15 protein-coding genes and 1 pseudogene are annotated in these 12,848 nt (G+C 62.7%); 7 read left to right on the top strand and 9 right to left on the bottom strand.

Annotation, left to right across the window (positions count from 1 at the left end; all coding sequences use genetic code 11):
* Window positions 1-8: 8 nt before the first annotated feature.
* Entirely contained in the window at window positions 9-452 is a 444-nt protein-coding gene (locus GRZ55_RS08535; RefSeq protein ID WP_169286478.1) for a type II 3-dehydroquinate dehydratase, read from the top strand.
* A 38-nt stretch (window positions 453-490) separates the two neighbouring features.
* Here GRZ55_RS08535 and GRZ55_RS08530 read toward each other — a convergent pair whose 3' ends face one another.
* Window positions 491-991, bottom strand: coding sequence for a hypothetical protein (locus tag GRZ55_RS08530; RefSeq protein WP_169286372.1), 501 nt, complete (start codon window positions 989-991; stop codon window positions 491-493).
* On the opposite strand from GRZ55_RS08530, the gene GRZ55_RS08525 reads away from it, so the two are divergent.
* On the top strand, window positions 990-1,304 hold the full coding sequence (locus GRZ55_RS08525; RefSeq protein WP_169286657.1) for a YdeI/OmpD-associated family protein: 315 nt from the start codon (window positions 990-992) through the stop codon (window positions 1,302-1,304). The two genes, GRZ55_RS08530 and GRZ55_RS08525, sit on opposite strands and share 2 nt — an antisense overlap.
* A gap of 121 nt (window positions 1,305-1,425) precedes the next feature.
* Here the strand turns inward: GRZ55_RS08525 and GRZ55_RS08520 are convergent.
* Together GRZ55_RS08520 and GRZ55_RS08515 are read right to left on the bottom strand one after the other, a co-directional pair.
* Window positions 1,426-1,590, bottom strand: a pseudogene (locus GRZ55_RS08520) (integrase); the annotation flags it as partial.
* 136 nt (window positions 1,591-1,726) lie between these two features.
* On the bottom strand, window positions 1,727-2,341 hold the full coding sequence (locus GRZ55_RS08515) for a TetR/AcrR family transcriptional regulator (protein ID WP_169286477.1): 615 nt from the start codon (window positions 2,339-2,341) through the stop codon (window positions 1,727-1,729).
* Window positions 2,342-2,564: 223 nt separating this feature from the next.
* Between GRZ55_RS08515 and GRZ55_RS08510 the strand changes: the two genes are divergently transcribed.
* Window positions 2,565-2,954, top strand: a complete 390-nt coding sequence (locus GRZ55_RS08510; RefSeq protein WP_246734606.1) for a cupin domain-containing protein — start codon at window positions 2,565-2,567, stop codon at window positions 2,952-2,954.
* Between the two features lie 48 nt (window positions 2,955-3,002).
* The gene (locus tag GRZ55_RS08505) at window positions 3,003-3,413 is read left to right on the top strand and encodes a hypothetical protein (protein ID WP_169286475.1); all 411 of its coding nucleotides are present in this window, start codon (window positions 3,003-3,005) and stop codon (window positions 3,411-3,413) included.
* Between the two features lie 395 nt (window positions 3,414-3,808).
* On the opposite strand, the gene GRZ55_RS08500 is transcribed toward GRZ55_RS08505, so the two are convergent.
* Window positions 3,809-4,798, bottom strand: coding sequence for a zinc-dependent alcohol dehydrogenase family protein (locus tag GRZ55_RS08500; RefSeq protein WP_169286474.1), 990 nt, complete (start codon window positions 4,796-4,798; stop codon window positions 3,809-3,811).
* A gap of 98 nt (window positions 4,799-4,896) precedes the next feature.
* Here GRZ55_RS08500 and GRZ55_RS08495 point away from each other — a divergent pair, with 98 nt between their 5' ends.
* Window positions 4,897-5,805 (top strand): LysR family transcriptional regulator, encoded by a 909-nt coding sequence (locus GRZ55_RS08495; RefSeq protein ID WP_169286473.1) that lies wholly within the window; start codon window positions 4,897-4,899, stop codon window positions 5,803-5,805.
* 236 nt (window positions 5,806-6,041) lie between these two features.
* Here GRZ55_RS08495 and GRZ55_RS23225 read toward each other — a convergent pair whose 3' ends face one another.
* On the bottom strand, window positions 6,042-6,410 hold the full coding sequence (locus tag GRZ55_RS23225; RefSeq protein WP_210257277.1) for a hypothetical protein: 369 nt from the start codon (window positions 6,408-6,410) through the stop codon (window positions 6,042-6,044).
* A 329-nt stretch (window positions 6,411-6,739) separates the two neighbouring features.
* Between GRZ55_RS23225 and GRZ55_RS08485 the strand changes: the two genes are divergently transcribed.
* Entirely contained in the window at window positions 6,740-6,979 is a 240-nt protein-coding gene (locus tag GRZ55_RS08485; protein ID WP_169286472.1) for a DUF2188 domain-containing protein, read from the top strand.
* A gap of 364 nt (window positions 6,980-7,343) precedes the next feature.
* Window positions 7,344-8,957 carry an ABC transporter substrate-binding protein gene (locus GRZ55_RS08480; RefSeq protein ID WP_210257276.1) on the top strand — a complete coding sequence of 538 codons (1,614 nt, stop codon included), beginning with the start codon at window positions 7,344-7,346 and terminating at the stop codon, window positions 8,955-8,957.
* A gap of 94 nt (window positions 8,958-9,051) precedes the next feature.
* On the opposite strand, the gene GRZ55_RS08475 is transcribed toward GRZ55_RS08480, so the two are convergent.
* The 4 genes from GRZ55_RS08475 to GRZ55_RS08460 form a co-directional block, all read right to left on the bottom strand.
* Window positions 9,052-9,270 carry a hypothetical protein gene (locus GRZ55_RS08475; protein ID WP_169286471.1) on the bottom strand — a complete coding sequence of 73 codons (219 nt, stop codon included), beginning with the start codon at window positions 9,268-9,270 and terminating at the stop codon, window positions 9,052-9,054.
* Window positions 9,271-9,351: 81 nt separating this feature from the next.
* Window positions 9,352-10,602: a DUF5996 family protein gene (locus GRZ55_RS08470; RefSeq protein ID WP_210257275.1), complete on the bottom strand. Its 1,251-nt coding sequence runs from the start codon at window positions 10,600-10,602 to the stop codon at window positions 9,352-9,354.
* Between the two features lie 25 nt (window positions 10,603-10,627).
* The gene (locus tag GRZ55_RS08465) at window positions 10,628-11,563 is read right to left on the bottom strand and encodes a pirin family protein (RefSeq protein WP_169286470.1); all 936 of its coding nucleotides are present in this window, start codon (window positions 11,561-11,563) and stop codon (window positions 10,628-10,630) included.
* A gap of 141 nt (window positions 11,564-11,704) precedes the next feature.
* The gene (locus tag GRZ55_RS08460) at window positions 11,705-12,598 is read right to left on the bottom strand and encodes a LysR family transcriptional regulator (protein ID WP_210257274.1); all 894 of its coding nucleotides are present in this window, start codon (window positions 12,596-12,598) and stop codon (window positions 11,705-11,707) included.
* Window positions 12,599-12,848: the final 250 nt, after the last annotated feature.

Here is a 12,848-nt window from a genome sequence, read left to right as displayed (position 1 = left end):
GAAGCAAGATGAGCAAGCCGATCTATGTCATCAACGGCCCGAACCTGAACCGCCTCGGCAAGCGCGAGCCGGACATCTACGGCCACACCACGCTCGCAGAAGTGGAGGCGATGTGCCGCGAGGCGGCGGGCGACACCGGCATCGTCTTTCGCCAGTCCAATGCCGAGCACGAGATCATCGGCTGGATCCATGAAGCGATCGACGAGGGCGCGGGGATCATCATCAACCCGGCCGCCTACACCTTCACCTCGATCGCCATCCTCGACGCGCTGAAACAGTTCGATGGGCCGATCATCGAGCTGCATATCTCCAATATTCATCGCCGCGAGGCGATCTACCACAATTCGCTCGTCTCCAAGGTGGCCACGGCCATCATTGCGGGTCTGGGTCCCCATGGCTACGAGACGGCGGTGCAGGCAATGGGCAGGCTCGTTACAGACAGTACCAACTAAGACTGGCCTGCCATCGCAAGCCTGGGATTCGACTGGTGCTAGACTGCATCGTCGAAGACGGCAATGGCATAGGGGTGCGAGTTTGGGCCGCTGGGTGAGTCCCATTCCTGAATGTCGCCCGTCACCGGGTCGTAGCGGCCCAGCCGCCCAAGCTCGGAATTGGCCCACCAGATGATCCCGTCCCCGTCGATGTCGAGCCTGCGCACGGTCGTGCCGGCTTGCGCCAAGGGGATCTCGCTGACCTCAAGCGTCTCGGTATCGACGCGCAGCAGACAGTTCGCACCATTGCAGGCCGCCGAGACCGAGCCATCCGCCGCGATCTTTACGCCGTAGGGCCGCGAATTTTTGCGCGGACTGTCAAACAGTTGTACGTCGCCGGCTGCCGGGTCCAGCCTGCCGTAGCCGAAAACCCTGGCTAGTCGAACAACCGAGACCGGTCGCCCGAACCGTGGACATTCCATCCTCCAGCGGTCAAAATCGGAGGCTGCCTTTATTCTGAGTGAACGCGGCTTGCTGGCTGCATTGTCTGGAAGTTGCATGACGAACTCGTTTCCACATGGCACCGTCCACGAGGCGGGTGAGGATCTTCAGGCAGCCTTGCGATCGGACCCGGATATCTTTGCCCTATGGCAAAGCCTGACCCCACTCGGTCGGAACGAGTTCATCTGCTGGGTCGATGACGCGAAACAGGCAAAGACGCGCCAGCGCCGCATAAAACGCACCTGCGAAGAACTGCTGGAGGGCATGAGGCGCCCCTGCTGCTGGGCGGGCTGCATTCATCGCACCGACAAGGCGCCGAGCCGATGGCAACAAGCGGTCCTGATCGATCGGAAGGCGAAGAACAGGCCGTAAGCAGGTCCGAGCGAACCGGGAAGATCCAGCCAGTCCGCAAGCCACCCCGTTGCAGATGTCGTGGGCGAACAACCTGCCGTACGAAGCGGTCATCCGGGGCGATCGTATGACCGCTCCATGTTCAAATTTCGGCCCGCTCAGCCAGAAGCAACGCGTGCTTGACGTCCACACCGAGGTACCGCACCGTATTCTCGATCTTGGTGTGGCCCAGCCGGATCTGGATGGCGCGCAGATTGCCCGTTGCCTTGGAGATCATGGCAGCTTTGGTTCTGCGGAGCGAGTGCGTGTCTTCCCGATGGCAGGGAGCGCGCGCCCCTCGATTTCAGCCGTCCTGATGGACTGCCGGCCCACAACCCATCCTGTGTCCACCAGCGTCGTTCCTGGCCCGAAAGCACACCTGCGCCGGACCTGCCCATCGAAGATCAAGCATCTCCGATGCATTGCGCGGCCCGGACGAGGCGGCACATTAGTTCACTGCATTCCTCGTCCGGCAGGCTCTGCTCCAGCGCCAGCGAGCGCCAGACAGGGAAAGAGAGCGCGTGGCCTATCGCAGCCTTAACGGTATCGCGTCGGGGGGGCGGGATCGTACGGCCGTCGAGGAGGATGTCGCGCGCGGCTTCGAGATATGCCCGATAGCCGCCCATCATCTGCTTGACCATCGGCATCACCTCCTCGTCGCGGTGGATGTTTGTCATCATCTGCCGTGTGCGCCGGTAGTAGGGATAGAGCCCGTTCAGAGCCGTGCTCAGCCGCTGCTCTGGGTCGGGTATTGTCGACCACGCAGATGGATCGGGCGGCGGGTTGATGCCCATCCAGTGCGATGTGCAGGCGGTGAAGAGCGCCAACTCGTCCGGAAAATGCCGATAGACGGTGGAGCGGCGGACACCGGCATGTTCGGCGATCGCGCTGACGGAGGTGCGCGAGGGTCCCAGCGCCTCGTGCAGGTCGACCGTGCTTTGCGTGATGCGCCTTCGTGTCTCCTCCTCGGCTTCGGCCCTCTTCTTCATCCTGTAGCGTCGCTTTTCGTCAGTCACCATTGTCCTTTCAATATTGACAGGAGATCGCTGATCTGCCTAACTTTCACAAGCCACCACTGTAGCGCGAAAGGATGCGATGATGGAAGCGGCGAGTGTAACGACCTCGGACGTGCACGTAGTCGGACCAGGCGATGGAAAAGCCGGCTTTCTCGGCAGCATCGGGGTACGGTTCATGGTGGATAGTGAGGCATCCGGCGGCGGCTTCTCTCTCGTGGAGCATCCAATGTCGTCTCGTGCTCTAGCGGCCCCGCTGCACCGGCACCTCAACGAGGACGAATACAGCTACGTTCTGGAAGGCCAGGTCGGCGCCCTGTTGGGAGACGAGGTCGTAACCGCCGGCCCCGGCACGCTGATCTACAAGCCCCGCAATCAGTGGCATACTTTCTGGAACGCCGGCGATGCCCCGGCAAGGATCCTGGAGATCATCTCGCCGGCCGGCTTCGAGCAGTTCTTCGCCCAAGTCGTGGAACTCGGCGGCATCATGAAAGCCGATCCGCAGCGGCTGGGCGAGCTTTCGGCCCAATACGGGCTGGAGATGGACCCTTCCTCGGTTCCCTCTCTCATCGAGCGGTTCGGCCTCAGATTTCCCGGAGAGCCGGTGGCGGCATCGTGAGCCGTCGACAGGCGCATAGTTGAATCCCAACACCAAAGGATAGCTCTCATGCCGCGCGTTTCGCAGCTCTACTTCAAGACCGCCATTGTCTTTCTGATCCTTGGCATCGGCTTGGGCTTGCAGATGTCGATCTCGGGAACCCACAACGTCACCGGCGCGCATGCCCACGCCAATCTGCTCGGCTGGGTGACCATGGCCCTCTTCGGCGGCTACTACGCGCTCAACCCCGCCAAGGCTCAAGCCAGGCTCGCCCTCGTCCAGTACGGCGTCTACACGGCGGGCGTGGTCATCATGATCCCCGCGCTCTACCTGATGCTGTCGGGCGATCCGTCGCTCGAGCCGGCCGTGGCGGCGGGCTCGCTGATCGCCTTCCTTGGCGTCATCCTGTTCGCGGTCGTGGTGTTCGGCCCGGATCGGAAGCAGGCGTCAAGCGCAACGCATCCTGCGGCAGCTGAATGATCGCCGGACGATGGCAAATGGGCGTTGCTTGAACCTAATCTAGCGGACGGTGGGTGCGAATGGTCGTGCGCCAGCGTCCGCTTTCTCCCTATGCCAACCAAAAGGGGAAAGGCAGGAAACCACTCCGTTCAGGGCCTTCAGGGGCGCGAACCCTGCTGTGGTCGGAGACTGGCAGGAGTCGACCCCGTTGTCGCCGTTCCAGGTGCTAATGGCGCCGCCCGAAACCTGCCATTAGTTCGGCCTCATCGGGACAGCATAGCTGGTCCATTAGCGGTTGACTCCGCTCGGGCTGTGAGCCGATGAGCAAACGTTCCTGCATGCCGGCTGTCGCTCTCAGGGAGGCTTCAAGGTGATAGGGAGGTTGCGCAGTTTCAAGAGCCGGTCGGGCCATCAATTCAGTCTATGGTCACGACAATCTTCCCAAACTGTTCGCCGGATTCGAGGAACTCGTATGCCGCACGGATGTCGTCCAGTGAAAAGCTCCGCGAGATAATCGGGCGTAGTGCACCTGAATCTAAGTGCTTGAGGATGAACGCCTTCGCGGCACTTAAGGCGGGCGCGTCACGGATCAGTTCGTGAACCAGATAGCCGCGAAGCGTGAGGCTCTTCGCTAGGAGCGACGCCGGGGGAAGCTCACTGGTCCGGAGATCCTGGGCGCCGTAACTGACGACGATGCCGCCGACCGCAGTGGCGGACACCAGCGTCGGTAACAGCGCGCCCCCAACAGCGTCCAATGCTATGCGCGCGCCGCTTGGACCGGAAACATCTCGGATTGCATCGGCAATGCCGCCCTGATCGCTCATCGCGACATGCTTGGCGCCAGCTGCAAGGAGTGCCTCGCGCTTGCGGTTCGAACGCGTAACGGCAATGGGCACGCCTCCAACCGCGTTCACGATCTGGATGGCCGCGAGCCCGACGCTGCTGGACGCCGCAGTAACCACCACATGATCACCTGGGCAGAGACTGGCTATTCCGAGGGCGCCGTAGGCAGTTAAGTAGGCCATCCAGGTCGCGGCGGCCTCTTCAAAGGATTGAGTGGCGGGGATTGGAACGGCAAACTCCGCCGGGAAATTGATCAGTTCGGCGTGCACTGGCCGCTGCCGCATCGAAACTGGAGGGACAAGCGCCACGCGATCACCCCTGACCAATCCGGTTACGCCGGGCCCTACGCTCTCGATCAGGCCAGCGGCCTCAAGGCCGCTGGCCGAAGGGAGATCGGGTTGTTCGATGTAGGAGCCGCTTCGAAACAGCGATTCTGCCCGGTTGAGACCGAGGGCTCGGACCGCAATTCTGACCTCGCCTGCCTTGGGAGGGTCGATCTCTGCCTCCTCGATCTCAAGAACTTCGGGACCTCCTAGGCGGCGAAAGCGAATGATTCGCGTCATCACAATACTCCTGCGGTTCTGACGTAATTCACTTAAGTTGGACCGAGTAGCGGGATAAACGGCATCTTCAGCGATGAACTCAGTCACAGGAGTGCGTAATGGATCGGCTATCGAGCATGGCGACCTTCGTGAAGGCCGCGGAACTTGGATCTTTCGCGGCCGTCGCGGAGGCGACCGGGCTCTCGGCGACGATGGTCGGAAAGCACGTGCTGTACCTGGAGACACGACTTGGGGTCCGGCTCATCAGCCGAACGACGCGTCGGCAGAGCCTGACGGAGTTCGGCCGAGCCTACTACGACAGATGCCGCACGATTTTGGAGGAAATCGAGGCCGCCGACGCACTGGCGTTTGATCACTTGAACGCGCCTCGGGGAACGCTGCGGGTGACGATGCCTGCCCTTCTAGGTCGCATCTGCGTGGCGCCGCTGCTGCTGGACTTGGCACGAAAGTATCCTGCGTTGCGACTGGAGATGTCGATGGACGACAGGATCGTCGACCTCTTCTCTGCCGGCTACGACCTCGCGGTGCGCACTGGTTTCTCAAGGGATCAGCCCGGCTTGAGACGTAAGCTGCTTGGGAGCCACCGAATGATCATGTGCGCCGCACCAGCTTGCCTTGATGCTGAGGGAACGCCTCAAACGCTGGAGGACCTTCAGGACCGTGCAGCCGTGACCTACGCCCGGCCAGGCTGGGACTACGCGTGGTTGTTCCGAGGCGACGATGATAAGATTATTAGCGTAGTGCCCCAGAGCCATCTCTTCCTCGACGACCTGGCTGCCGTCACCGACGCCGCTGTCGCAGGTGCCGGTTTGGCGTGGATCCCGTCGTGGCTGGCTCGGCCACACCTTGATAACGGCGAACTGGTGGAAGTGCTCCGGGACCAGCCGTCCTTCGCCTTCAACAACTACGCGATATGGCCCGAAGCACGCCACCTGCCGCTCAAGGTGAAGCTGGCGCTCGACGTTCTTGCAGCCGATCTCCCATCAAAGCTCGATAGGCGACCTTGATCGCGAACGATTGGCAAACTTCAGAATGGCGCTCCGCACACTGTGCGCTTGCCACAAGGTCTGGAAATGAGACTGCTCACGCGTCAGTGTCTAAGCCTGCTCGAGATCTAGTTAGGGATCGCTGCGCGACTCGTTGCCCCCGAACGCGTTGACCGGGCTTTAGCCCGAGCGGGGCGCCCGTTTCCATGATCCGCTCCCACAGCTCATCGCCGCGCGCGCCGTCGCGCAGATAGAGCTCATAGCCAAGCTCGCTCGACCAAGGGTGACACATCCGGTTCGTGGATTGTCACATCCAGCCCCGCATGCACCGCCACGCCCTTTGCCCAGAGCAGGATGTCGCTGTCGGCCAGCGAAAACCAGTAGTGGTTCTCGCCGAGCCTGAGCAGGATCGGATCGTAGAGAATGCCGCCCTCGGCATGGGTGATCAGTACATATTTGCACTGCCCGACCGCCAACTTCGAAAGGTTGCGCGGGGTCAGCATCTGGGTGAGACGGGCCGCGTCCGGGCCGGTGATCTCCACCTGGCGCTCCACCGCCACGTCGCACAGGATCGCGTCGTTCACGAGGTTCCAGAAGTTCTGCACCGGATCGCCCAGCCGAGGCACGCAGTAACCGCATCCGTTCACATCCGCCGGTTTAGGATACGCGCGCAAGCGGCGTGCACAGTTCGGCAATGGCCGATAATGTCGAGGGGGTCGCCGGCATGGGGCCACCAGAGGCAAACATACCGCAAGATCAGTGCCTTTGGAGCAATCGCTGCTTCGCGGGCGTCACCGGTGGTCGCTACATTCAACGCATCCGAACAGTGGGTCCCGACTTGCCCCTGATGAAACCCGTGGCCGCCCGCTTGTCCGATGAAGACATTGCAAATCTTGCAGCCTTCGTCTCGGCCAGCTTTCGGTAGTGCGTGTGCAGAAACAGCAGGAGCGACGAATTGAACGAATTGACCTATCGGATTGTCGAACACGACGGCGGCTGGGCCTATCGTGTGGACGGCACTTTTTCCGAGACCTTCCCCAGCCACGATGTGGCCTTCGGCGCGGCGCGACGGGCGGCCTGCAGACAGTTGCGGCCGGGAGAGACTAGGGGAATCGTTTGGGAAGACTCGACCGGCCACTGGCACGCGGAGCTCTCGCGCGCCGACGACAGGCCCAACCCAGGGGTCATCGGCTGATGTAGAGCTGCGGCCAAGGCGACTGCTGCGACGGTTCCCCGAACCGACACGCCCGAGCCCACTTCGAGGCCGTGGATCACCCGATCATTGAGGGTTATGGTCCTCCTGAGGGCTGGTCTTCCAAGGGAGGCCAGTGCCCCCAATGCGGAAGCGGACGCCGGCAAGCCATTGATCGCGGAGATTCATCGCCCCCCCCCGTCGTCGCCAACGCATCTGCCTTGTGTGAGAGAGGCCGGCTCATCGGGACGCACTCCAGAGCCTGCCTTGTTGGCCTCATCCTTCAAGTCCCGACGAATTTTTGGGTCAGCTACACGAAACTTTGTTCAGCAGCCGATTGAAGCGGTCTCGTCGACACGCAAAGGTCATGACGGGATATGAAGTCGCGCAGGAAATGGAGGGTGAGATGGCGGGTAGGATGAAGTTCGGTCTATCGATACTGGCGGCAACCTCCATGTGGTTGTCAGCCTCGGCTGGCGCTGAGAGCTTTCGTTGGTCAGCCACGACCGATCCGCAGACGATGGACCCGCACGCTGCCAATCTGGCGCCAGTCACATCGTTTCTGAACAATATCTACGAAGGCCTGGTGAGGCGCGCCCCCGACATGTCGATCGAGCCGTCCCTGGCCACCTCTTGGGAAAGGCTGTCGGATGAAAATGGCTGGCGCTTCACCCTGCGTGAAGGCGTTACCTTCCACGACGGATCCGACTTCAACGCCGACGATGTTCTGTTTTCCTATGAACGCGGGATATCCGAGCAGTCGGATGTCAAATCCTGGTTCGCTCCCGTTACCGAAGTCCGGGTGATCGACGACCATACCGTCGACTTCATAACGGCAGCGCCCAATCCGCTCTTTCCCGAAAGCATCGCCAACTGGTTGATCATGGATCGCGACTGGGCAGAGGCCAACGACGCGACCGAGCCGGCACGGGATCGGGAAACGGCTGCGACACGACAGGCAAACGGGACCGGGCCATTTCGGCTGGTCTCGCGCGACCCTGGGGTCGAGACGCGGCTCGAGCCAAATCCCGACTGGTGGGATGAGGCCGAGCACAATCTGTCCGAGGCGATTTTCAATCCGATCGAGAACTCCGCGACAGCGCTTGCCGCACTGCTTTCGGGAGAGGTCGACATGCTGCAGACGGTCCCTGTGCGGGATGTCGAGCGTCTGCGGCAAACCGATGGCATCGCGACTTTCGAGGGCATCGAAACGCGGGTCATCATGCTCGGCTTCGGCCATGACAAGGAAGATTTGTCATACTCGCAGGATGTCGAAGATGAAAACCCGTTCCAGGATGTGCGTGTTCGCCGGGCCGTTGCCCATGCCATCGATGTCGACACCATAATCCGAGTGCTCATGTCGGGCCTGGCGGAGCCAGCCAGCCAGTTGCTGCCTGCCGGACTCTCGGGATATTCCGAAGCCAATGATGAGCGTCCTTCCTTCGATCCTGATCTGGCGCGCGAATTGCTGGCAGAAGCCGGCTTTGCCGACGGCTTCTCCTTCAGCTTCAGATGCACGAACGATCGCTACCTCAACGATTCGGACGTGTGCCAGGCCGTGACATCCATGCTCGCGGCGGTCGGTCTCAATGCGGCGCTGGAGGCCATTCCCGTGGCGCAGTATTGGGGCGAACTGCGCGACGGCAATTACGACATGTTCCTGCTCGGCTGGTCACCAGGCACCTTCGATGCCGAGCATCCGATCCGCTTCCTGGCCCATACGCCGACGGACCAGCTCGGAACGTGGAACTTCGGCGGCTACTCGAACGCCCGCGTGGACGAACTCCTGCCATTGATACAGCAGGAGCTCGACCTGAATGCCCGGCAGGAGATGCTGGACGAGGTCGCGGCCACCCTTCAGGACGAGGTGGCCTATGTGCCGCTCTATACCGAACCGCTGCTGTGGGCTGCACGAGACGGCGTCGAGGTCACGCTGAGGCCTGACAACTTCTTCATGCTGCGCTGGGTGCGTGTCGACTGAGTTGATGACTGGAGCGGGTGGCTAGCCTCATTGTCGAGATCGGGGTCTTCAGAACATCGGTCGCGACGCGGCTCCTGTCGCTCTTTCTCGATGACTACCTTGTCGCTGAATTGCTACCGCGGATCTCGACCAGAGACGCAAGCAACTCCGTAACGGCTTGGGAGATTGCGTCATGGCCGCTCACCGACCGGTGAGGTTCGTGAAGAAACGCCCTCTCGTCATGGAGTTTGCGGATTGATTCGATGCGCCGGGCGGGATCGCGTTCGCTGAAGACCAACTCAAGGTTGGCCTGCATGATTGTTTCATAGTCCATCGGTGGCTTTCTCCAGCGTAGACATTCTTGCTTCACTCTGGAGACGAGAGACCGAGATGCCGCGGATCCCCCGCCATCTTCCTATGGCCGACGCACCACGTCATGCCATTCCGGATGGCGTTCGATCTGGGCCTTTGCGAACGGGCAGAGCGGAATGATGGTGACGCCGTCGCGCCTTGCATCCTCGATCGCTTGGCGCACCAGGCGCTCGCCGACCTTGCGGCCGCGCAGGGCGGCGGGAACTTCCGTATGGTCGATGATAATCTGGCGCTTGCCGACCCGGCTGTAGGCCATTTCCGCCTCGACGCCATCGACGACCAGGCGGTAGCGCCCCTTGGACGGGCCATCTTCGCGCTCGACCTTCTCGTCGCCCACCGAAGGCGCAACTGTCACCGACCCGGCATCCGGCCTGCGCACCTCGCGCGGCCGGCCCTGTGCGCATTCCAGAAGATCGCGGTCCCAACCGCCCAGATCAGCCGCCGCCTCGTAGGTCGAGACGAGGAAAGCCATCAGGTCCGCGTCGGGGTCGGCCGCGGACTGCACGGCCTCGTAGGGGAGGACAAATTCCGACAGGCCCTCGTGCCAGAACGCGGCATCGGGCTGGACGGCAGCGGCGCGGTAGCCGCCGGGCGCCGGGTAGGCGTAGGCGTAGAAGGCGGGGTAGTCGATGCCGTTGCCGCCCGGCCAAAAACCCGCCGAGGAGACCTCGCGGTCATAGGCCTCCTGCGCCACGTCGTCCGGCAAGGCGGGGATGCCGGCCGGGTGGAGCGGCGCGCGCCGGCCCGAAAATCGGGTGACAGCCAGATCGAGCGCGCCCCAGAAGAGATGAACCGGACTGGACTTGCCCAGAAACGACGTGCGGAACCGGTTGAAGACCTTGTCGACCGCGATCAGGGCCTGATGAAAGCGCTCGATGGCATCGCGGTCATAGGGCCGGTCGCGATCATCCTCGGCGAAGGGAACCGGGTAGGGCACTTCGTTCGGGCTGCCGTTGAAAGTGGGCGTGCCGCCGAGGTCGGAAATCAGCTGCACGAAGCTCGCATGGAATGTCGCGACCGTGGGCGGCCCCAGATCGAACGACGCCTTGCGGCCGTTGCCGCACGTGCCCACGACCTTGTGCTCGCGAAGGTCGAACAGGATTTCGATGCCCGGACCGTCGGGTATGGGCGAGGAGGCGAGCCCTTGGGGCGTGACGTAGAAGGTCGCGTTCCACGAATGGTTGAGCCAGGGCGTGTGCGCCAGCCGGTACTTGCCTGCAATCTGGAGATAGAGATGCAGCGCGGAGCACGTCTCGCGCCAGCCGAGATAGTCGAGTTGGGGCCACTTGTTCATTTTGATTTCTCCAGGCTGGTTCCGCTCAATCCGGAAGCGGAATGTGCTCTTCACGATCGTCGACAGGGAGGTCGAAGCGCCCTGCGCCCCAGTTCGCTGCGCGCCATTCGGCCTTTGCGACCTCAATCCGCTCCTTTGAGGAGGCGACGAAGTTCCACCAGATGTAGCGCGGTCCGTTGAAGGTCGCGCCGCCCAGGATCATCAGTCGCGCGCCCCGCTCTCCCGCGGCCACCGTGATGCGGTCGCCCGGACGGAACACCATCATCTGGCCGGCCTCGAATTCCTGTCCGGCAACCGATATCGACCCTTCGACGATGTAGATGCCGCGGTCCTCGTGATCGTCCGGCATGGGCAGGCGGCTTCCCGGCTCGAGCTTCACGTCGGCATAGAACGTCTCGGAGAGCATCGTCGCCGGCGCGGACTTGCCATAGGCGTTTCCAAGAATGAGCCGAACGGAGACGCCACGATCCTCGATGACGGGCAGGGTGTCCTTGCCGTGATGCTCGAAGCTGGCGTCGACGTCCTCGTGGCTGTCCGGCAAGGCGAGCCATGTCTGGATGCCAAACAGGCTGTTCGGCCCGGTCCGCGCCGTCGCGGATGTACGTTCGGAATGGGTGACCCCGCGCCCGGCGACCATCCAGTTCAGCGCGCCAGGGCGGATGATCTGGTCGGCGCCGGTGCTGTCGCGGTGGTGGAAATCACCCTTGAACAGGTAGGTGACCGTGCCGAGCCCGATATGCGGATGCGGCCGCACGTCGACGCCTTGCCCGGTCAGCAATTCGGCCGGCCCGGCCTGGTCGAAGAAGATGAACGGCCCGACCATCTGCCGCTTCGGCGCCGGCAACGCGCGGCGGACCTGAAAGTCACCGAGGTCGCGGGACCGCGGGACGATCAGTGTCTCGATCGCGTCGATGCCGACCTCATCGGGACAGCCCGGTTCGAGTGATGGGTTCCAGCTCATGCGCTCATCCTTTCTTGTCGGATCGCCTGATCCGGCCGAGTGATCGTGGTACCCGGCACATCGCCAGGCAGCTAGGCCCGCGAGCCGCCGAGCTGTGTCGCTTAAACCGGAACGCCTTCGCGACGACACGAGCAGGCATGGCTAGCGGCCCACCGCTGCCAGGCGCGGATCTTCCGCCAGGCACTCGATCAGAAGTTCGGTCAGCACGCGCACCTTTCGCGACGAATGCTGGCCCGGCGGCCGCACGACATAGACACCGGCCGATGGCACCGGGTAGCGTGTCATGATCGGCACGAGCGCTCCCGAGGCGACATAGGAATCGGTGACGCAATCTGGCAGCCATGCCACACCCAGACCGGCGGCTGCGGCCGCTGCCAGCGCGATGCCGTTGTCGGCCTTGTAGCGACCCTGCGGATTGACCGTGACCACCTCGTCGCCGTCCAGAAACTGCCAGGCCTCGGTGCCCTGCATCAGCGCCGGGTGGGCGGCGATCTCCGCCGGAGCCTCCGGCGCGCCATGCGCCTTGATGTAGTCAGGGCTGGCAAGCAGCTTGCCATGGATGGCGCCCACGCGCCTTGCGATCAAGTTGGAGTCCTGAAGGTAGCCCACCCGAACCGCGCAATCGAACCCCTCCGTGATAAGGTCAACGAAACGGTCGCTGTAGGAGGAATGGATGTGAAGTCTTGGGTGGCGACGCGCCAGTTCCGCCAGCACCGGCGCCAGATGCGTTGGGCCGAAGGTCAGCGGGATGGCAACGCGCAGCCTGCCTGTCAGGTCGCCTGCCGGTAGGAGCGTCTCCCTCGCCGCATCGATTTCAGAAGCCGCTCTCGCTGCGTGCTCTCTGAACGTGGCCCCGGCTTCGGTGAGAGCGGCGCCGCGAGTGGTTCGGGCAAGAAGCTGAACGCCGAGCTCGGCCTCGAGCCGGAAAAGCCGGCGGCTGACGATCGACTTCGATACGCTGAGCCGGCGGGCGGCGGCCGAGACGCCGCCTGCATCGGCAACTTCCACGAATGTCCGAAGGTCGTCGATATCCATCCGGCGTTTCCCGTTTCGCGACACTGCATGGCAGGAACAAGCTCTACCGTGTCGCCGATGGAGATGTAGTCTGTTCCGCTACCAGACAGTCTGGCGTCTTTCGGCAGATCGTCGTGGCACCGTCTTCGAGAAACCGGACGAACTCAAGCCTGCGTGCCTTGGGGCGCCGGATTAGGAAGCAAGAATGGCAACGGCCCGGCAGATACGGCACCGCAACGCTCGAGGGCGCCCTCTAATTTGAGTGGCCAGC

It is taken from the genome of Chelativorans sp. ZYF759, assembly GCF_012911015.1.
Lineage (GTDB): Bacteria > Pseudomonadota > Alphaproteobacteria > Rhizobiales > Rhizobiaceae > ZYF759.
This window is presented reverse-complemented; position numbering and strand designations above follow the sequence as displayed.

Coding starts and splice junctions, on each gene's coding strand:
- GRZ55_RS08505 (WP_169286475.1), top strand. CDS start 3,003: ATGCCGCGCGTTTCGCAGCTCTACTTCAAGACCGCCATTGTCTTTCTG.
- GRZ55_RS08515 (WP_169286477.1), bottom strand. CDS start 2,341: ATGGTGACTGACGAAAAGCGACGCTACAGGATGAAGAAGAGGGCCGAA.
- GRZ55_RS08535 (WP_169286478.1), top strand. CDS start 9: ATGAGCAAGCCGATCTATGTCATCAACGGCCCGAACCTGAACCGCCTC.
- GRZ55_RS08480 (WP_210257276.1), top strand. CDS start 7,344: ATGACGGGATATGAAGTCGCGCAGGAAATGGAGGGTGAGATGGCGGGT.
- GRZ55_RS08470 (WP_210257275.1), bottom strand. CDS start 10,602: ATGAACAAGTGGCCCCAACTCGACTATCTCGGCTGGCGCGAGACGTGC.
- GRZ55_RS08510 (WP_246734606.1), top strand. CDS start 2,565: ATGTCGTCTCGTGCTCTAGCGGCCCCGCTGCACCGGCACCTCAACGAG.
- GRZ55_RS08460 (WP_210257274.1), bottom strand. CDS start 12,598: ATGGATATCGACGACCTTCGGACATTCGTGGAAGTTGCCGATGCAGGC.
- GRZ55_RS08525 (WP_169286657.1), top strand. CDS start 990: ATGACGAACTCGTTTCCACATGGCACCGTCCACGAGGCGGGTGAGGAT.
- GRZ55_RS08530 (WP_169286372.1), bottom strand. CDS start 991: ATGCAACTTCCAGACAATGCAGCCAGCAAGCCGCGTTCACTCAGAATA.
- GRZ55_RS08475 (WP_169286471.1), bottom strand. CDS start 9,270: ATGGACTATGAAACAATCATGCAGGCCAACCTTGAGTTGGTCTTCAGC.
- GRZ55_RS08465 (WP_169286470.1), bottom strand. CDS start 11,563: ATGAGCTGGAACCCATCACTCGAACCGGGCTGTCCCGATGAGGTCGGC.
- GRZ55_RS08500 (WP_169286474.1), bottom strand. CDS start 4,798: ATGACGCGAATCATTCGCTTTCGCCGCCTAGGAGGTCCCGAAGTTCTT.
- GRZ55_RS08495 (WP_169286473.1), top strand. CDS start 4,897: ATGGATCGGCTATCGAGCATGGCGACCTTCGTGAAGGCCGCGGAACTT.